Annotated in this window: 13 protein-coding genes; 11 read left to right on the top strand and 2 right to left on the bottom strand. The window is 34.6% G+C overall.

All coding sequences use genetic code 11. The features are described 5' to 3' along the window. Positions 1-2: 2 nt before the first annotated feature. A complete protein-coding gene (locus LF887_RS23730; RefSeq protein WP_236856702.1) occupies positions 3-1,481 on the bottom strand; it encodes a hypothetical protein in 1,479 nt (492 codons plus the stop codon). Between the two features lie 61 nt (positions 1,482-1,542). Between LF887_RS23730 and LF887_RS23725 the strand changes: the two genes are divergently transcribed. The 6 genes from LF887_RS23725 (at position 1,543) to LF887_RS23700 (ending at position 10,188) form a co-directional block, all read left to right on the top strand. Then, positions 1,543-2,130, top strand: coding sequence for a thymidine kinase (locus LF887_RS23725; protein WP_236856701.1), 588 nt, complete (start codon positions 1,543-1,545; stop codon positions 2,128-2,130). Between the two features lie 76 nt (positions 2,131-2,206). Beyond that, positions 2,207-4,654, top strand: coding sequence for a bifunctional UDP-N-acetylmuramoyl-tripeptide:D-alanyl-D-alanine ligase/alanine racemase (locus tag LF887_RS23720; protein WP_236856700.1), 2,448 nt, complete (start codon positions 2,207-2,209; stop codon positions 4,652-4,654). Positions 4,655-4,656: 2 nt separating this feature from the next. Then, positions 4,657-6,813 carry a patatin-like phospholipase family protein gene (locus tag LF887_RS23715; RefSeq protein ID WP_236856699.1) on the top strand — a complete coding sequence of 719 codons (2,157 nt, stop codon included), beginning with the start codon at positions 4,657-4,659 and terminating at the stop codon, positions 6,811-6,813. 5 nt (positions 6,814-6,818) lie between these two features. Beyond that, positions 6,819-7,238 carry an rRNA maturation RNase YbeY gene (ybeY, locus tag LF887_RS23710; RefSeq protein ID WP_236856698.1) on the top strand — a complete coding sequence of 140 codons (420 nt, stop codon included), beginning with the start codon at positions 6,819-6,821 and terminating at the stop codon, positions 7,236-7,238. 147 nt (positions 7,239-7,385) lie between these two features. After that, positions 7,386-9,248 carry a tRNA uridine-5-carboxymethylaminomethyl(34) synthesis enzyme MnmG gene (mnmG, locus tag LF887_RS23705; RefSeq protein ID WP_236856697.1) on the top strand — a complete coding sequence of 621 codons (1,863 nt, stop codon included), beginning with the start codon at positions 7,386-7,388 and terminating at the stop codon, positions 9,246-9,248. A gap of 118 nt (positions 9,249-9,366) precedes the next feature. Continuing rightward, the gene (locus LF887_RS23700) at positions 9,367-10,188 is read left to right on the top strand and encodes a class I SAM-dependent methyltransferase (RefSeq protein ID WP_236856696.1); all 822 of its coding nucleotides are present in this window, start codon (positions 9,367-9,369) and stop codon (positions 10,186-10,188) included. A 1,660-nt stretch (positions 10,189-11,848) separates the two neighbouring features. Here LF887_RS23700 and LF887_RS23695 read toward each other — a convergent pair. Continuing rightward, complete coding sequence (locus LF887_RS23695; RefSeq protein WP_236856695.1) at positions 11,849-13,039, bottom strand: phosphoglycerate kinase; 1,191 nt, start codon at positions 13,037-13,039, stop codon at positions 11,849-11,851. 647 nt (positions 13,040-13,686) lie between these two features. Between LF887_RS23695 and rpiB the strand changes: the two genes are divergently transcribed. The 5 genes from rpiB to LF887_RS23670 all read left to right on the top strand — a co-directional run bounded on the left by rpiB (position 13,687) and on the right by LF887_RS23670 (position 19,181). Further along, a complete protein-coding gene (gene rpiB / locus LF887_RS23690; RefSeq protein ID WP_105682920.1) occupies positions 13,687-14,121 on the top strand; it encodes a ribose 5-phosphate isomerase B in 435 nt (144 codons plus the stop codon). Between the two features lie 627 nt (positions 14,122-14,748). Next, positions 14,749-16,899 (top strand): ribonuclease R, encoded by a 2,151-nt coding sequence (gene rnr, locus LF887_RS23685; RefSeq protein ID WP_236856694.1) that lies wholly within the window; start codon positions 14,749-14,751, stop codon positions 16,897-16,899. A 255-nt stretch (positions 16,900-17,154) separates the two neighbouring features. Further along, a complete protein-coding gene (locus tag LF887_RS23680) occupies positions 17,155-17,841 on the top strand; it encodes a LysE family translocator (RefSeq protein ID WP_236856693.1) in 687 nt (228 codons plus the stop codon). Beyond that, on the top strand, positions 17,838-18,767 hold the full coding sequence (locus LF887_RS23675) for an LD-carboxypeptidase (protein ID WP_236856692.1): 930 nt from the start codon (positions 17,838-17,840) through the stop codon (positions 18,765-18,767). Before LF887_RS23680 ends, LF887_RS23675 begins: the two co-directional genes overlap by 4 nt. A 42-nt stretch (positions 18,768-18,809) precedes the next feature. Further along, positions 18,810-19,181 carry a YraN family protein gene (locus tag LF887_RS23670; protein WP_236856691.1) on the top strand — a complete coding sequence of 124 codons (372 nt, stop codon included), beginning with the start codon at positions 18,810-18,812 and terminating at the stop codon, positions 19,179-19,181.

The raw sequence follows: 19,181 nt of genomic DNA, 5'->3' as shown, positions 1-19,181 counted from the left end.
AATTATAAGAATTTATTTTCCACCAATATCCAAAGTCTCTGCGCATATTCATCCACATTATCCCATTTTCTATCGTAATAAAGATCGCTAAGATATTCTTTCGCTTCTTCCAGTGTTTTAAAATGATTCAGCTGGGCTACTGTATCGTTAAGATCAATCTGACTTCCTGCAAACAGCATTTTTGAGAAGGCAATTCTATCATTCAGATCCAGCTTAAACTCTGGTTTTTGCTTGTCGGCTTCCATAAAATGGGTAGGAATATTAGATTTCAGAATACTTTCTGTATCTACTTTCCCAGCCGGACTCTGGGTTGCTTCTTTAGGAATTTCTCTTTCCAGAGGATCATCGTCAAAAAGTGACTGAACCGCTTTCATTCCTTTGATATTGGCTAATTTTATTTTTTTCTCCTGATGATATTCTTCTAAGTTTTCAAAACTTTCATCAGAAGGATGTCTTTCTGTTTCTTCAGGAACAGGTTTATCTATTTCAACAATTTTTCGTCTGTCATAGACTTCTGCAAGAATATTTTCTTCCTTTTGATTTTGTTCAGAATGGTCATTTTTGATCTCATTCAGAATATGATCTACATTGGAAGTTTCGGTGGTCATTTCGCCCTGTTCAATCGAAGAAGTTAAAACGAATTGTTCTTCATTTTCTTCAATCAGCATTTCGTCATCCAGCATTTCTGTATCAAAAATACTTGGAATTATTTCTTTGGCTCTGTTTTCTTTATCCTCATTCACCATTGGTTCTATTACCTCCGGTTCAGCTGTTTCATCTTCATTACTTCCTATTTCACTTAATTGACTGTTGAATGCCTCTTCTTCTTCTGTCAATGTATCACTAAACATATCTTCGTTGATATCTTCATCAAAATCAGGTTTTGAATCTGACAGAATTTTCTCTTCATCTACAAAACTCAGTACCGCTCCGGAAGCCAATACATTTTCATTTTCATCAATTTCATTCAGCTGATTATTAAAAATAGCTTCTTCTTCTGTAATTTCATGGAAAGAAACGGGCTCTTTACTGTTCTCAACTGGCTTTACCCCGGAGTTTTCTTCTACTAAGCTTATCATGTTTTCATGAAATTCATTCTCAACAATCTCATTCAGCTGATTGTTGAAAACGGCTTCTTCTTCCTCGGGTTTGTCAGCAAAAAATTCATTTTCATCAATTTCGTTCAATTCATTATTAAAAATCGCTTCCTCTTCTGTGACTTCATTTCCGGAATCGTGGTGTTCTCCTTCTCCGGACGCAAAAGAGAGATGTTGATTTTCCTGATGCCGGCCTGCATGGTCAGTAACGAAATATTCAATATTCTTTTCCAGTAATTTCAAAAAAGAAATCCTGTTAGCAAGCTCATCTACAAGATCTTGCTTGGAAAGTAATTCGTCTACGTTATTTATTTTATCCAGATTATCAATGATATTCTTGGACTCAAAAAAAATTTTTTCCTTTAAATCTTGGATATTCTGCATAATAAGATTCTTATTAAAATTGCTTACTTTTGATGTTAAAAATATACGGCTAATTTAACAAATGTTTTTAGAAAATACAATTAATCATTCCAAACAAAGCGGTTGGATGGAAGTGATTTGTGGCTCTATGTTTTCGGGTAAAACCGAGGAGTTAATCCGCAGATTGCGAAGAGCAGAAATGGCAGGACAGAATGTAGAAATTTTTAAACCGAAGCTGGATATCCGGTATTCTGAAGAGGATGTAGTTTCTCATAATCAGAATAAAATACGGAGTACAGCAGTAGAAAATCCGAATGAAATTCTTCTGTTGGCTTCCAATTGTGATGTAGTAGCTATAGATGAAGCTCAGTTTTTTGATGAAAGTATTGTGGATGTGGCCAACCAGCTTGCCAACAGCGGTGTAAGAGTAGTGATTGCAGGATTGGATATGGATTTTTTGGGCCGTCCCTTCGGGCCAATGCCCAACCTGATGGCTACGGCTGAATATGTAACAAAAGTGCATGCTATTTGTAAGAGAACAGGTAATCTTGCCAACTACTCTATGCGAACTTCCCAGGGGGATAATCTGGTTGAGCTGGGAGAAACAGAAAGCTATGAGGCAGTAAGCCGCAGGGTTTTTATTGACGAAGTACTTTTAAAAAGAAAATAATAATAAAACGGATCAGCAAATTCGCAGTTAAACAGATTTGCGTTCCTATAAATTAAATAAAGCAGAACGGGTACCAATGGATTATACAGTACAACGCATTTCAGAGATCACCAATGCAAAGGTTATTGGAGACAGAAATTTAATGATTAAAAATATAGCTTACGACAGCAGAATTATTTATTCTACAAAGAATACTGCTTTTATTGCTATTAATACTCCTAAGAACTCTGGTGAAAAGTTTATTGAATCTGCTATTAACCGTGGTATTACCGTTATTATTTCTGAACATCATTATCCGGAGTATAAAAATGTAACCTGGATCATCGTTGAAAATTCCGTAGATTTTATTCAAAAATTAGCAAAGTATCATTTCGAGAATTCTCATTTACAGTCTATCGGAATCACGGGAAGCAACGGTAAAACGATTTTAAAAGAATGGCTTTATCAATGTCTATGGAATGAATTTTCTACTGTAAAAAGTCCCAAAAGTTTCAATTCTCAGATTGGCCTTCCTCTTTCCCTTCTTCAAATCAACAGCACACATGAGCTTGGAATTTTTGAGGTGGGTATCTCGAAACCGAACGAAATGGAAAAACTGGAAAATATTTTCCATCCACAGATCGGGCTTCTTACTCATATCGGAACTGCTCATGCTGCCAACTTTTCTTCTGATGAGGAATTGATTGATGAAAAGATTAAGCTTTTTAAAGATTCCGAAGTGATTATCTACAATGGTGACAATTCTTTGGTGGATGAAAAAATAAAAAAATCCTATTCAGATAAAAAGTTAATTTCTTACGGGTTTAAAAAAGAAAACCACGTCTTCATTAAAAACAATATTTCTAAAGATGAAAACATCATCGTTGAATATTTTGGTGAAGAAATCAGTTTTCCTGCCCATCAAAGAGACGAAGCGACTTTAACCAATGCTATGGCGCTTATCACAGTCCTTAAGGAGTTACATATCGAAAATAAAAAGATCGTTGAAAAAATCAACCTTTTAAAAGCCGTTGAAATGAGGCTTGAATCCATTGAAGGAATTAAAGGCAATATTATTATCAACGATTCTTTCAACCTGGATCTTGATTCTCTGAAAACTGCTCTTCAGTTTCTGAATGAATACAACAAATCCAAAAAATCGTTAGTTCTGACTGATATCGTAGGAGTAAATGCCAACTCAAAAGAATTATATGAAGAAGTTTCTGAGCTCGTGAATGAACAGCATTTCGATTCTGTATTCTTAATTGGGAATGAAATTTCAAAATTTAGTGATTTATTTAAATCTAAAACCTATACTTTCGTAGACACTAAAGAGCTTATTGAAAGCAAACATCTTAATGAAATCGAAAATCAGATCATTTTACTGAAAGGAGCAAGGAAATTTGAGATAGAAAAGCTTAAAGATATTCTTGAACTGAGAAAACATGATACTGTCCTTGAAATTAATCTGAATGCTATTCTTCATAATATCAATTACCACAAATCTCTACTAAAGCCGGGCACAAAAATGATGGCTATGGTAAAAGCCAATGCTTACGGTTTGGGAAGTTATGAGATTTCAGAATTTTTACAGCACCATCATATCGATTATCTTGGGGTAGCCTTCGCAGATGAAGGAGCAGAGCTTCGCAAAAAAGGAATCACTACTCCTATTGTAGTGATGAATCCTGAACAACACAGCTATCAAACGATCATAGAATATAACCTGGAGCCTGAAATATACAGTTTCAGAATATTGGAACTATTTTACGAGGCTGTTCAAAAATCAGGGTGTGATAAGAAGTACCCTATCCATATTAAACTGGAAACCGGGATGCATCGTCTTGGGTTTAAAGATTTTGAACTGGACGCACTCATCGAAACTTTAAGCACTAAAAATCTTAAAGTTCAAAGTGTGCTAAGCCATTTATCATCTTCTGATATTCCAGAAGAAAAAGAATTTACTTTGAATCAGCTAAAGACTTTTAAAATAAATTCAAGCTATCTTACAGAAAAACTTGGCTACACTCCTATCCGCCATATTTTAAATTCTTCAGGAATAACAAGCTATACCGAAGATCAGCATGATATGGTAAGAATTGGTATAGGGATGCTTGGAGAATCACCAAGCAGTGAAATACAAAAACAATTGCGCTCTGTTGTAAGCTTTAAAACCGTAATTTCACAGATATCAACAGTTGAAAACGGAGAATCTGTAGGATACAGCAGAAAATATAAAGCAGATCATCCTACAAAAATAGCAACAATTCCAGTGGGTTATGCTGACGGAATTCCAAGGCTGATCGGAAATCAGATCGGAAACGTAGGCGTACATAAAGCATTGGCGGCTATCGTTGGAAATATTTGTATGGATATGATGATGATCAATGTAGATCATATTCCTAATGTAAAAGAAGGCGATACAGTGACTGTTTTTAATGCCAAACCAAGTTTGAAAGAATTCGCAGGCTACTGCAAAACTATAACCTATGAAGTATTAACGTCCATTTCACCTCGGGTGAAACGGATTTATATAAAAGATTAACTATGAGAAAACTCCTGATTGTTCTTTTCGTATTCCAATTACTATTGATCCATTCTCAGGTAAAAAAAGACTTAGTAATTCCGAAAAATCCTAAAATAGGACTCTCGCTTGCCGGGGGTGGAGCTAAAGGTTTTTCACATGTCGGAGTACTCAAAGTATTAGATTCATTAGGAGTAAAAGTGGATTATATTGCAGGGACCAGCATGGGTGCCATCGTAGGTGGACTATATGCTTCCGGCTATTCGGGAAAAGAAATAGAAAAAATTGTAATGGATACAGATTTCTATTCTCTAATTATGGATCCAAAATCCAGACAGGAAGCCAGCTTTTTCAATAAATCTGTAGATAAATATCTTTTATCAATTCCGCTGAAAAACGGAAAAATCACACTTCCCTCTTCCATCAGTACTGGTCAGAGAAATGTTTATCTTCTTAAAGAACTGTTTAAAAATGTTTCTAATATTGAAGATTTCTCAAAAATGCCTATCCCTTTTTTATGTGTTGCCACCAACCTTGAAAGCGGAAATATGCAGATATTTGAGAAAGGCGATCTCGTACAGTCCATCATGGCCAGCTCGGCATTTCCGTCTTTAATGGATCCTGTTAAAATTGGTGACAGTATTTATATAGATGGCGCAATGACGGTAAACTACCCTTCAAAACCATTAAAGGACAGAGGAATTGATATTGTTATTGGAGTTGACCTAAATCAGGATCTGTCTAAAAGAGAAGATTTAAATAACATTATATCAATTCTGAATCAGGTGATCGATTTTGGCATAAAAAAAGATACCCGAAAACAGTATCAATATACTGATATAAACATTAAACCGAACCTGAAAGGGATGTCTGCAACCAGCTATGATGACAAGAAAAAGATCCTTGACAGCGGCTATGTGGAGGGTTTAAAATATACTCAGATACTGGATCAGCTGCCAAAACGTCCGTTTGACCGTCTCAGACAGCGTGTAAATCCGATATATTCCAATGTATATAAGATTGACAGTATTTCTATTGAGGGAAGCAAAATCTTCGGTAAAAACTATACTTTAGGTAAAATGGGACTACGTCTTCCCTCTTTGCAAACCTATGGCAGCATCAATAAAATGATTGATAAACTTGTTGCCACCAATAATTACCGCTTTATCAATTACGATATTGTTCAGGAAAATGATGCCAATTACTTAAAGCTTTACGTAACTGAAGATGATACAAGACATTTTCTAAAATTCGGATTGCACTATGATGAAGTCTTCAAAACAGGGCTTCTTCTGAATTATTCTGCAAAGAGACTCTTATTCAAGAATTCAAATCTCTCCTTTGACTTTGTTGTAGGAGACAGACTTAGATATTATCTCAACTATTTTATTGATAACGGGTATATTCCTGGATTTGGTATTTATTCATCCGGAATGACTTTTGATATTAAAAATGGAGATAATTATGCAGTTGATAAATGGGAATGGGTAAGAAATGAAGCCTATATACAATCCACATGGAAGGATAAGTTCGCAATTGGAGGCGGGATAAGCCATGACTACTTCAGATTGGGGAATAACGGCGAAAACAGGCGATATGGACGCTTTTTAAATCCGTATGTGTTTTTGAAAACCGACACTCAGGATGATAAAGAATTCCCTACTAAAGGGGTCTATTTCTCAGCAGAAGGAAAGGTGATTGACCTTTTGAAATCTGAAATAGACAAAAGAATAATTCAGGTAAAAGCGGATCTGAGAATCAATGTTCCGCTGGGCAAACAATTCACTTACCGTCTTAATCTATATGGAGGAATAACAATTGGGGAGAATCTTCCAGACTATTATCAATACAGACTAGGAGGAATATTTGAACAGAATATTCTTAATTTTAAAACTTTCGGAGGCTTTTATTTCGCCCAGCTGTACACTAATAATGTCATATTAGCATCCAACGATATTCAGTTTAAGTTTAACAAAAACTATTTTATTAGTGGAAATTTTAGCTTTGCAAACTTATCTAATGACATTAAGTTTGAAGATGCAGTTAAAGTAAATTATAGTTCACTGGGAATAACGGCTGGTTACAAATCTCCTTTTGGGCAGATAAAAGTTAACTTCAGCCACTCCCTTAAAAACAATCAAAAAGGTATATTCAGTGTTATTTTAGGGCACTGGTTTTAAAAAAAATGATACAGTTCTTTTACGAAAATTTACCAGAATCGGTAAATACAGATTACAAAAAATGGCTGGAAGATCTTATTCTTTCAGAAGGAAAAAAACTAGGAGAAATCAATTACATTTTCTGCGATGACGAATATCTGCTTAAGATCAATCAGGATTATTTACAGCATGATTATTATACCGATATCATCACTTTTGATTATGTAAAAGGTAAGACAATAAGCGCTGAGATTTTCGTATCTTTGCAGCGCATTTCTGATAACGCCTCTACCCTTTCCCGAGATTACGAAGAAGAATTAAGGAGGGTTTTAGCCCATGGTATTTTACACCTTGCAGGCTATAAAGACAAGACGGAAGAGGAAGAAAAAGAGATGCGGAGAATGGAAGATTTGTACTTAGCGAAGTATAGGGATTTGAAGTTTTGAAATTGAACAATCACTTAAAGTCCGGTATGTAAAGTACTCAATCATAGCAACAATATAAGTCTACCTAGAGTACATTCTCCAAAAATGTTTCACGTGAAACATTGATTATAAAGATAAGGTTTAAAGCTTAAAACAAGCGAGATAAAAATGATTTCAGAAATATATGATGTGATAGTAGTAGGTGCCGGACACGCCGGTTGTGAAGCAGCAGCAGCAGCAGCCAACCTCGGTTCAAAAACACTACTTGTTACAATGAATATGCAGACCATCGGACAGATGAGTTGCAACCCCGCAATGGGTGGAATCGCAAAAGGACAGATCGTAAGAGAGATTGATGCAATGGGTGGATATTCCGGAATTATAGCAGACAAATCTGCCATCCAATTCAAGATGCTGAATCTTTCAAAAGGTCCCGCCATGTGGTCCCCAAGAACCCAAAATGACAGAATGCTTTTTGCCGAAGAATGGCGACTTGCATTAGAGAATACTCCCAATCTTGATTTCTTTCAGGATATGGTAAAACAACTGATCGTAAAGAATAATAAAGTAACCGGAGTTGTTACCTCTTTAGGAATTGAGATCAAAGCAAAATCTGTAGTCCTTACCAACGGAACATTTCTTAACGGATTAATTCACGTTGGCGATAAACAATTAGGCGGAGGAAGAATGGGCGAACCAAGAGCGTTTGGAATTACCGAACAATTGGTGAGCTTAGGTTTCGAAGCCGGAAGAATGAAAACCGGTACTCCACCAAGAGTTGACGGAAGAAGTTTGGACTATTCCAAAATGGAAGAACAGAAAGGAGATGAAAATCCACAAAAATTCAGTTATCTGGATACTCCGAAATTAACAAAACAATTAAGTTGTCATATTGTGTATACTAACGAAACAGTACATGATATTTTAAGAGAAGGTTTTGACAGGAGTCCAATGTTCAATGGTACCATTCAAAGTTTAGGTCCAAGATACTGCCCAAGTATTGAAGATAAAATAAACCGTTTTGCAGAAAGAAACAGACATCAGCTTTTCGTAGAACCGGAAGGATGGAAAACTGTAGAGATCTATGTAAACGGATTCAGCTCTTCTTTACCGGAAGATGTACAGATCAAAGCTATGAAACATATTCCGGGATTTGAAAATGTAAAAGTATTCCGTCCAGGCTATGCTATAGAATACGACTACTTCCCTCCTACCCAGTTGAAACATACCCTGGAAACAAAATTGATTGACAATTTATATTTTGCAGGACAGATTAACGGAACCACAGGATATGAAGAAGCTGCAGGGCAAGGACTAATTGCAGGTATTAATGCTCATAACAAAGTTCATGAAAAAGATGAATTCATTCTAAACAGAGATGAAGCATACATTGGAGTATTAATTGACGACCTTATTACTAAAGGAACAGAAGAGCCATACAGAATGTTTACCTCCCGTGCAGAATACAGACTTCTTTTAAGACAAGATAATGCAGATATCCGATTAACTGAAAAAGCATATCATTTAGGATTGGCAAAAGAAGAAAGATTAAGAAAGGTAGAAGCTAAAATATCTGAAAGTCAGTCACTTGAAGAGTTCCTTCGAGAAACTTCTTTAAAACCAGGTATTATTAATCCTATTTTAGAATCAGCAGAAAGCAGACCAGTAGATCAGGCATATAGAGCTGCTCAGATCCTTACAAGACCTAATATTACATTAGAGAAGCTGGATGAGATTGATTTTATTAAAGAAGTTTCTTCTCAATATAATAATGAGGTAAGAGAGCAGGCAGAAATCAATATCAAATACAAAGGGTATATTGAAAAGGAAAAAGAGAATGTAGCCAAACTTAACCGTTTAGAAAACATTAAAATCCCTGAAGACTTTGATTATACCAACCTTTCAAGCCTTTCCGCAGAAGCAAAACAGAAGATGTCTAATGTACGTCCGAAGACAATAGCACAAGCAGGAAGGATAAGCGGGGTTTCTCCAGCCGATATAAACGTTTTACTAGTCTATTTAGGGCGTTAAAAAAGATATGTTTCACGTGAAACATTAAAAATAATAAAGCGAAAATTAAGGTATTTAAGAGTGTATAACAAAACTCTGAATATCTTAATTTTTTTGAATATAAAAGACAACCACTTCAATGAAAATAAAAGATCATTTTCTTTCACAGGAAATATTTGAAATTAAAGAAACCGAGACAAAAGGAGTATTCAAAACCTCCCCTATCCCATTCAATATTTCCAAATACTACGAAAGCGAAGATTATATTTCTCATCATCAGGATTCCGGAAGTCTGAAAGAAAAGCTTTATAAATTTCTTCAGTCTTTTAACCTGCAGTACAAAAAAAATATTCTTATAGACAGGATTAAAAAAGGATCCAAAGTACTAGACTACGGATGCGGTGCCGGAGAATTTGTAAAGTTTATAGAAAATGATTTTGAAACATTCGGTTTCGAACCCGATGCTGATGCTAGAAAAGCAGCTCAGGGAAAAATAACAAGAGCCATCATACTGGATGATATCAATAAAATTGCAGACAACAGTTTAGACGCAATTACATTGTGGCACGTTTTTGAGCATATAGAAAATCAGGATGAGATGCTCAATATTTTCCACGGGAAATTAAAAGAAAAAGGACTTCTTGTAATTGCAGTTCCTAACCCTACTTCCTATGATGCCAAACATTATAAAGAATACTGGGCCGCCTATGATGTACCAAGACACGTCTATCATTTCTCTAAAAACGGAATGGAAAATTTAATTTCAAAAAAGACAGATTGGAAAATGAGAAAAATCAAACCTTTGATACTGGATTCTTATTATATCTCTATGTTGAGCGAAAAATACAAAAAATCACCCCTATTTTGGGCAAAAGCAACAATTTACGGAACGATTTCTAATGTAAAAGCCCTTTTTTCGAACGAATTTTCAAGTTTGATATATATTATCGAAAAAAGATAGAAACTCGAATTTTGAGCTATTTCTGAAGGCCAATTTTCAGTATTTGAACCTAAAAAATAAAAAACTCACGGAAAATATCCCTGAGTTTTTTTATGACTACTACTACAAAATTTTGAAATCTATAATATTGTCATTTGAAAACTTCAAATTTCAGATTTTCATAAAACTACTCCCCTACTCCATTTCTTATAAAAATATACAAAAGCTTTTTCAATTCTTTTTATTCTGTCTTAAAGATCTACTTTAACTTCCAAAAAACAGAGTTTTGCAAAATAAATAGTAATTATGCACAAAAAAAAAAAAAATAAGTTTTAAAAATGCCAATTCGCGCAAAAACGGCTCATTTAAGGCCCCATTTTTAAAATACACCTGTACATATGGAAAATTTAAGTTATTTAATTTTAAAAGCACTTTAAAAGGTCAATTTTAAGCATAAAACCAAAAAAATTGGAATTTAGCAGACTCTTCAAAATTATGTATGATTGAAAAAAATTAAATTAAGACCACTCCCCCACTCTCTTCCAAAAAATAAGAAAATTAAAAATCAGCTAAAACAAAACACAAAACTCTTTTAAGAAATAAACTTCATTACCATTATGAATTTTAAGGTTAAAGAAAAAATAAATCACAAAATTCTTACTGCACAAAATATTTCAATTTACCAGAATAACAAGAAAATCTTTTAAGAAAAAAATTTTAGAGAAAATCGGATAGAAAAAATAAATCAAATAAAATAACAAAGCTTAAGAAAGTATCCAGAATATTTAAATAAAATTACTTAACCTACACACTAAAAATCTAAAAATGTAGTCCTATACTGATAAAGTACATATAAAATATTGGTAATCATCATTTAAACGTTTTGTAAAATATTAAATTGAAGTAAAAATAATTTGCAACATCCATTTATTAAAATAGCAAAACATAAAAAACAACAAACAAAAACGAGCTTAATAATTATTTATCAGCCAATTACAACATCTTCACTAACATATGAATTAACTATGTAGATAATTTATATAAAGTCAAAAAAAAAAAAACATCCTATACAAATATTTTCTATAAATAGAATTTTAGAAATTAGTACAAAGTAGTGTTAATTAATAAAATTGTACTGGAAATAAAAACCTGGTAATATTCCAGGTATCATCATTACAAGTGATCATACTTATTTTTATATTCAAGCTTACCTATATCATCCAATCAAGTACCTTGTTCATCCCTCAGGAAAATATAAGTTTAGGATACATAAAAGAAATTTATAGCACAAATTCAATCCAATTATCATTAATAAATTACAAGAATTTTAACAGTCATAATGATAGAAAATACCTTTCTAAAAAGTAAAAAGATGCGAGATTAGCCAGGCAAATTTAATTGGATTCCATCTAAAATTACGGGAATCTATCAAGATAAATTGATAGATAACTGACAAAAAAATACCTATTAACCAATACAATTTTAAGAGCAGAATTTATGGATTTCTTGTAGAAGATAATATAACTAAAAGTAAATGAGACCAATGATTAAAGTATAACCTAAGGTTATATCTAAAATTAAACGAAAAGCCGATCATTACAAGGTTTTACAAGAGAATTTCAAACAAAAAAAAGTCTGCTAATATAATTAGCAGACTTTAAAATATCTGGATTTTCTAAGATTAGTTATTGATAGCTGCTATCCCTGGCAACTCAAGTCCTTCAAGACTTTCAAGCATTGCTCCACCACCGGTAGAAACATAGCTCACCTGATCTGCATACCCGAATTGTTTAACGAATGCAACACTGTCTCCTCCTCCTACTAGAGAGAAAGCTCCCAATTTTGTAGCTTCTGCAATGCTTTCACCCAAAGCAACTGTTCCGCCGGAGAAATTTGACATTTCAAAAACACCAATCGGACCGTTCCAAAGGATTGTTCTAGAGTTTAATAGTACGTCATTGAACTGATCTCTGGATTTGTGACCAGCATCAAGCCCCATCCATCCTTCAGGTATCGCATAAATATCAGCTTCTTTTCTTTCTACATTATTGTTGAAACTCTCTGCAATGATCACATCAGACGGAAGATATACTTTTACCTTATGCTCTTTTGCTTTACCTAAGATCTCAAGTGCTAAAGGAAGTTTATCTTCTTCTACCAATGAATCCCCGATTTTACCTCCAAGAGCCTTAATAAATGTAAATGCCATTCCACCTCCAATGATCAGATTATCTACAGCAGGAAGAATATTTTCTATAATGGTAATTTTAGTTGAAACCTTAGATCCACCAAGAATTGCTGTAACTGGTTTTTCACCACTTTTCAAAACCTTATCGATTGCCTGAAGCTCTTTAGCCATTAGTAAACCGAAGTATTTAGTTGATTGAAAAAACTTGGCAATGACAGCCGTTGAAGCATGAGCTCTATGAGCAGTACCAAATGCATCGTTTACATAAGCATCTCCTAATTTCGAAAGCTTCTCAGCAAAACCTTCGTCTCCTTTTTCTTCCTCATTATGAAAACGAACATTTTCCAATAGTAAGATCTCTCCCGGCTTCAGCTCAGAAGCAGCCTTTTCAGCCTTCTCTCCAATACATTCATCAACAAACTTTACTTCCTGCCCCATAACGTTGGAAACTTCCCCCAGGATATGCTTAAGTGAAAATTCATCTTTAACCTCCCCTTTCGGTCTTCCCAGGTGTGTCATTAGGATAACAGAACCTCCATCATTAAGAATTTTTTCAACTGTGGGCTTCACTGCAGCAATTCTTGTATTGTCCGTCACATTAAGCTGATCATCCTGTGGAACATTGAAGTCCACTCTTACCAGAGCCTTCTTGTCTTTAAAATTGAAATCATTGATTGTTTTCATATGTCGATTTATTTGTTTTTCCGAGCTCATATGCAATCGGCCAACTCAAGATTCTGTTTGACTTTCAGTAAATTTCGCCAAGGCCAATTCCATAGATTTCGTTGAATTTTCGTTTCACAAATGTAAGGTTTTAAACTTTTTCAACAGATTGATTAAAATAAAAGTTTTCAAAAACTTTCCCAGAACCCAATCACCCATTAATCAACAATTTTTTCTCTTTTAAAGAAAAGAATAATGTAGTTGTTGTTGTGTACTGTTAGTAACGGGGATAAGTTTTAAGCTAAAAGTTGATAACACTCAATTTATATTAAATTCATATTTAACTCACAATATAAAGATCTGTAAATATGCTATTTAACACGTTTATTAACATTTGTTAATAACTTTACTGGAAATCGTTTATTAGTTATTTTATTATGGAAAAAGTTTGGATTACGTGAAGAAAACATCTGGAAAGTAGTAGTAGAATCTTCGGGAAAGATTTTCTATTACGAAATAAAATCTTCTTTAAAAATAGAAAGTTGATAAAAGTTTTCCACACTTATTAACATACCTTTTAACAATTAACCCACGGTTTACTAACATGAATTGTTATTATTCTTAACTTTGTAAGGAAATAAAATCTAAAAAAGCTTAATAGAAGTATTATGAAAAGAAAAATTGCTATCGCAGCGGACCATGCAGGGTATGAATATAAGGAGATTGTTAAGAACTACCTTTCAGAACGATTTGAAGTTCAGGATTTTGGAACGTTCTCCACAAACAGTGTGGATTATCCGGACTTTGTACACCCTGCTGCAACCTCTGTGGAAAACGGAGAAAACGAGCTGGGAATTTTGATCTGCGGGAGCGGAAATGGAGTCCAGATCACGGCAAACAAACATCAGAAGATAAGATGCGCTCTTTGCTGGATGCCGGAGATTGCGACACTGGCCAGACTGCATAATGATGCTAATATGATTTCTATGCCGGCAAGATTCATATCCAAAGAATTGGCGATTGAAATTGTAGACAAATTTCTTTCAACAGACTTCGAAGGGGGAAGACATCAGAACCGAGTTGACAAAATCGCAGTTTGCTAAATATACTAAGGCTTGTAAATCATATTACAGGCCTTATTTATTTTTTATTCGTACATTTGCAACATCCAATAGAAATAAGATTCTATTCTTCTCCCGAACCTTTGCAATATTATTAATATATTTAATAGAAGGTTTTTCTCTATTCTTCTCCAGAATTGTATTAAATTTATACAAAACTAAAGCTTCCGTTATTAAGTAGATTTAGAAAAATAAGGTTAAATTAAACATTAAGGTTTGATGAAAATAAGAATATCTTCAGTATTGATTTTTGTCACTTTTTTTTCCAGGCTCAGGAAGTAATAGTGAAAGATTCATAAAAAAATGCATAAAAGAATTCAGTAAAAAGATAGGTCTCTGGTGAGAATAAAAAATTGTTTAATTTCAAAAAACTGCCAAAAATAACAATTAACCAAAGAATTTTTTTTAACGCAAAAGGAAATATTGTAAGTGGAACAGATTCTGATAGAATATTATTGCCGGCCAATGTTGCAATTTATTTGACATTGGATATAAAGTAAAATAAAAATGGAGCTTCTTTAAAGAATGAAGGATTTTTCCTATACATGGAAAGATCAAAAATTAAAGAGATTTCAGAATCAGATTATTATAAATAATAAAAAAATTAAAATGCCAAAAAAAAGAAAATATATAAGTCATAAAAATGATTTGAAAATGATGGAAATCGGGAGACTGATTCTTCGTTTTATGAATACTAACGCATCAAAAGTTTATAATTATAAGCAGATTTCTGATGGAATAGATTATAAAAATCCCAGACAAAGGGAACTTGTGATTCAGGCGCTGCATAAACTTCAGGGATCTGAAAAGATCAAAGAAGTGGAAAAAGGAAAATATATTGTAAATCTGAAAATAGCCGGAACGCTTACCGGAATTATAGACTTCAACCAAAGCGGAAATGCGTATGTAGATGTTGAAGGATTGGAGGACGATGTATTTGTTCATTCCAAAAATGTGAAGGATGCTTTGCAGGGAGATAAGGTTCTTATTATAACTTATCATTATAAAGGAAAGAAGCTGGAAGGCTCCGTTTTGGAAGTTTTGGAACGAAACAGAACCGAGTTTGTAGGAACTTTTCAGAAGGTTGCCCACAAGGATTTTGGTTTTGTAGTATGTGATAAAAAGTCAATCAATACAGATATTTTTATTCCTAAGAATAAATTCAATAATGCAGAAGATGGTGACAAGGTTGTTGTAAAAATGACAGAATGGAGACCCGGTGATAAAAATCCAGAAGGAGAAATTACGCAGGTACTGGGAGCGCCGGGAGAGCATGAAACAGAAATTCACTCTATCCTTGCAGAATATGGTCTTCCATACGAGTTCCCACAGGAGGTAGAAGTGGACGCAGATAAGATAGACAGAACTATTACTGATGAAGAAGTAGCAAAACGTAGAGATATGCGTGATGTCTGCACCTTTACTATTGACCCTAAAGATGCCAAGGACTTTGATGATGCCTTATCGATGAGAAAATTGGAGAACGGAAACTGGGAGATCGGGGTACATATTGCCGACGTATCTCATTATGTAGTGCCGGGAACAATACTGGATGATGAAGCCTATCAGAGAGCAACCTCTGTTTACCTGGTAGACAGAGTGGTTCCGATGCTGCCGGAAGTTTTGAGTAATGACGTATGCTCTCTTCGTCCACATGAAGATAAATATACTTTTTCAGCAGTTTTTGAGCTGAATGATCAGGCTGAAATTCAAAAACAGTGGTTTGGAAGAACAGTGATTCATTCAGACAGAAGATTTACCTATGAAGAAGCTCAGGAACGTATAGAAAGCGGTGAAGGAGATTTAGCTGATGAAATTAATGTTCTTGACAGGCTGGCGAAGATTATGCGTAATGAACGTATCAGACAGGGGGCAATTACTTTTGACAGAAGTGAAGTAAGATTCAATCTGGATGAAAATAACCAGCCAGTTGGAGTTTATTTTAAGATCAGTAAAGATTCTAATCACCTGATTGAGGAATTTATGCTTTTAGCCAACAAAAAAGTATCTGAATTTATATCTCTGACAAACAAAGGCGGGGTTACGAACAATACATTTATTTACAGAGTTCATGCTGATCCGGATCCTGCAAAATTAGAAGCATTGAGAGATTTTGTATCAACTTTCGGATATAAAATGGATCTTGCCAATACCAAAAAGGTTGCAGAATCTTTGAACAAACTTCTTCATGATGTGAAAGGAAAGGGCGAAGAAAATATGATCGAAACTCTTGCCATGAGAAGTATGAGTAAAGCCGTATATTCTACAGAACCTATCGGGCACTACGGTTTAGGTTTTGACTATTACAGCCACTTTACCTCTCCTATCCGTCGTTATCCGGATTTACTCGCACACCGTCTTCTTCAGCACTATCTGGACGGAGGGAAATCGCCAAGCAGACCAGAGCTTGAGGAAAAAGCAAAACACTGCAGTGCTATGGAAAGACTGGCCGCTGATGCAGAGAGAGATTCTATCAAGTACATGCAGGTGAAATTCATGGAAAAACATCTTGGGGAAACTTTCACAGGTGTGATTTCAGGAGTTGCAGAATTTGGATTCTGGGTAGAAATCCCCGAAAATGGAGCTGAAGGTCTGATCAAGCTAAGAGATCTTGTGGATGACTCTTATATGTATGATGCAAAAACTCATGCAGTATACGGAGCTAGACACGGAAACAAATACCAGCTTGGAGATCAGGTGCAGATCAAAGTGGTAAAAGCCAATCTGATTCAGAAACAACTGGACTTTAAGATCGTTTAGAAGAATGAAAACTGGTCTTTAAGACTAGACAATAATAATTATAAAGAGGCTGTTATGTTGTAAAAACAAACAGCCTCTTTTTTTATCTCAAAAATGCTTCCTCTTCCCGCTTCCATTCTCTTTTTTGGAAAATACTTTATCTTAAACTATGATTAAAATACAGTTGATATCTGACAACTTTATTGAATAATTAAATCATAAAGTCTAACTTTGTATTAAACGGAATGAAATTTATTTCATTTTAAAATTTATTAAATGCTTGAACTTGTACTATCTGCCATCATATTAGGATTCATGCTGAGTCTGGTTTTTATAGGGCCTATATTTTTCCTGTTAATTGAAACCAGCTTTTCCAGAGGCCCAAAGCATGCCTTGTCCCTGGATCTTGGTGTGATCACAGCAGATTTATTATGTATTGTAGCTGCTTACTATGCCAGCACAGATATTGTAGCTCTAATAGACAAGCATCCGGGGTTTTACAGGATCACCTCCATTCTTATTTTTATTTATGGAATAGTGATGCTCGTTACAAAGACCAAAATGCATATGCCTGGTGAAGAAAAGATCATTGGACAAAACTATATTAAAACTTTTTTTAATGGTTTTTTCTTTAATATTTTAAATGTCGGGGTCATCCTTTTCTGGCTGGTAACCGTAATATCTGTAAGAAATCAATATCCGGATACAAGCAGCTTTGTTTTGTATATCAGCATTGTACTTGCTACCTATCTTTCTATTGATCTTGCAAAAATATTCCTGGCCAAGCAATTTCACGATAAGCTTACCCAGAAACTGGCCAATAGGATCAGAAGAGTGGTTGGTGTTATTCTTATTATTTTCAGTTTCTTTATCTTCCTCCAGAGTTTTAAAAAATTCAACCAGTTTGAAAGACAGCTGGAAGAAGCAGAAAAGAAAGAAGTAAAATTTCAACAGAAAAAATGAAAAAAAATATCTTTCCAAAAGCTCTTAAAAAAGGAGCTAAAATAGCTGTTATATCCCCTGCCGGAGCTGTTGACGATTCTCAGCTGCAGACAGGAATAAAAATGATTAAAAGCAAAGGATTTCAACCTGTATTGGGTGAACATCTCTATGCCAGATATTCAAACGGATACAATTATGCCGGAACAGAAAAGGAAAGAATAAAAGATATCAACTGGGCTTTAAATGATAAAGACATAAGTGCCATATGGGCTTCCAGAGGAGGCTATGGATGCCAGCACCTGATTCAGCATCTGAAACTGAATAACTTTACAAATGATCCGAAGTGGTATATCGGCTATTCTGATAATACCGTGATACAAAGTTATCTTTTGAAAAAAGGTTTTGTTTCCATTCATGGGCAGACCATTAAAACATCAAGTTTCGGAGTAACAAACGAAAGTTATGATCTGATCTTTGACATTTTAAAAGGAAATGCTCCTAAATACAGCTTAAAATCTCATCAATTTAATAAACACGGACATATCGAAGGCGAACTAGTTGGAGGGAATTTAGCCCTTATTTATGCCCTTCTGGGGACCAAATATTCTTTTGATTTTAAAGATAAAATTCTGTTCATAGAGGATATTGGCGAGAACTTTTATGCATTGGACCGTATGATCATGAGCCTGGAGCTTGCAGGAGTTTTCAGAAAGATCAAAGGACTTATTGTAGGAGGAATGACTAATATGGGAGATGAAAAAGAAAACAAAAGCTATGAAGAAAGCTTTGACGAATTTGCCTATAAGCTGATCTCAGATAGAATTTCTAAGTATAAATTTCCTGTAGTTTTTGCTTTTCCGAACGGACATATCAAAGATAACAGACCCCTTATTATTGGAGGAAGAGCTAAGATGAAGGTTGATTCCAAGGTAAAGATTGAGTTTTAAACCCCTACTACTCTCCTACTTCCAAACTCTCAAATATATACTATGGCACACCATAATGATTTTGGAAAAACAGCAGAAGACCTGGCCGCTGATTATCTTCAGAAAAACGGCTATAAAATCCTTGTCAGAAATTTCAGGTTTCAGAAAGCAGAGATCGATATTATAGCAGAAAAAGATGACGTGATTATCATCGCTGAAGTGAAGGCAAGATCTACAGATGCGTTCATTCTTCCCCAGGAAGCTGTTACCAAAACCAAAATAAAATCTATAGTTTCTGCAGCCAACCATTATCTTGAAAAATTCCAGAAGGATAATGAGGTCAGATTTGACATTATCTCTGTGCTTCCTGACGACCAAAAGAACTTAACTATAGACCATATAACCGATGCTTTTCAGGCATTTGATGCAAATTAA

This window comes from Chryseobacterium sp. MEBOG06 (assembly GCF_021869765.1).
In the GTDB taxonomy this organism is placed as follows: domain Bacteria; phylum Bacteroidota; class Bacteroidia; order Flavobacteriales; family Weeksellaceae; genus Chryseobacterium.
Note: the sequence above shows the minus strand (reverse complement) of the source record. Positions and strands in the feature narration are given on the sequence as shown.

What these genes read in the sequence shown, in the direction of transcription:
- LF887_RS23730 (WP_236856702.1), bottom strand. Translation starts at nt 1,481, where the DNA reads ATGCAGAATATCCAAGATTTAAAGGAAAAAATTTTTTTTGAGTCCAAG.
- LF887_RS23725 (WP_236856701.1), top strand. Translation starts at nt 1,543, where the DNA reads ATGTTTTTAGAAAATACAATTAATCATTCCAAACAAAGCGGTTGGATG.
- LF887_RS23720 (WP_236856700.1), top strand. Translation starts at nt 2,207, where the DNA reads ATGGATTATACAGTACAACGCATTTCAGAGATCACCAATGCAAAGGTT.
- LF887_RS23715 (WP_236856699.1), top strand. Translation starts at nt 4,657, where the DNA reads ATGAGAAAACTCCTGATTGTTCTTTTCGTATTCCAATTACTATTGATC.
- ybeY (WP_236856698.1), top strand. Translation starts at nt 6,819, where the DNA reads ATGATACAGTTCTTTTACGAAAATTTACCAGAATCGGTAAATACAGAT.
- mnmG (WP_236856697.1), top strand. Translation starts at nt 7,386, where the DNA reads ATGATTTCAGAAATATATGATGTGATAGTAGTAGGTGCCGGACACGCC.
- LF887_RS23700 (WP_236856696.1), top strand. Translation starts at nt 9,367, where the DNA reads ATGAAAATAAAAGATCATTTTCTTTCACAGGAAATATTTGAAATTAAA.
- LF887_RS23695 (WP_236856695.1), bottom strand. Translation starts at nt 13,039, where the DNA reads ATGAAAACAATCAATGATTTCAATTTTAAAGACAAGAAGGCTCTGGTA.
- rpiB (WP_105682920.1), top strand. Translation starts at nt 13,687, where the DNA reads ATGAAAAGAAAAATTGCTATCGCAGCGGACCATGCAGGGTATGAATAT.
- rnr (WP_236856694.1), top strand. Translation starts at nt 14,749, where the DNA reads ATGCCAAAAAAAAGAAAATATATAAGTCATAAAAATGATTTGAAAATG.
- LF887_RS23680 (WP_236856693.1), top strand. Translation starts at nt 17,155, where the DNA reads ATGCTTGAACTTGTACTATCTGCCATCATATTAGGATTCATGCTGAGT.
- LF887_RS23675 (WP_236856692.1), top strand. Translation starts at nt 17,838, where the DNA reads ATGAAAAAAAATATCTTTCCAAAAGCTCTTAAAAAAGGAGCTAAAATA.
- LF887_RS23670 (WP_236856691.1), top strand. Translation starts at nt 18,810, where the DNA reads ATGGCACACCATAATGATTTTGGAAAAACAGCAGAAGACCTGGCCGCT.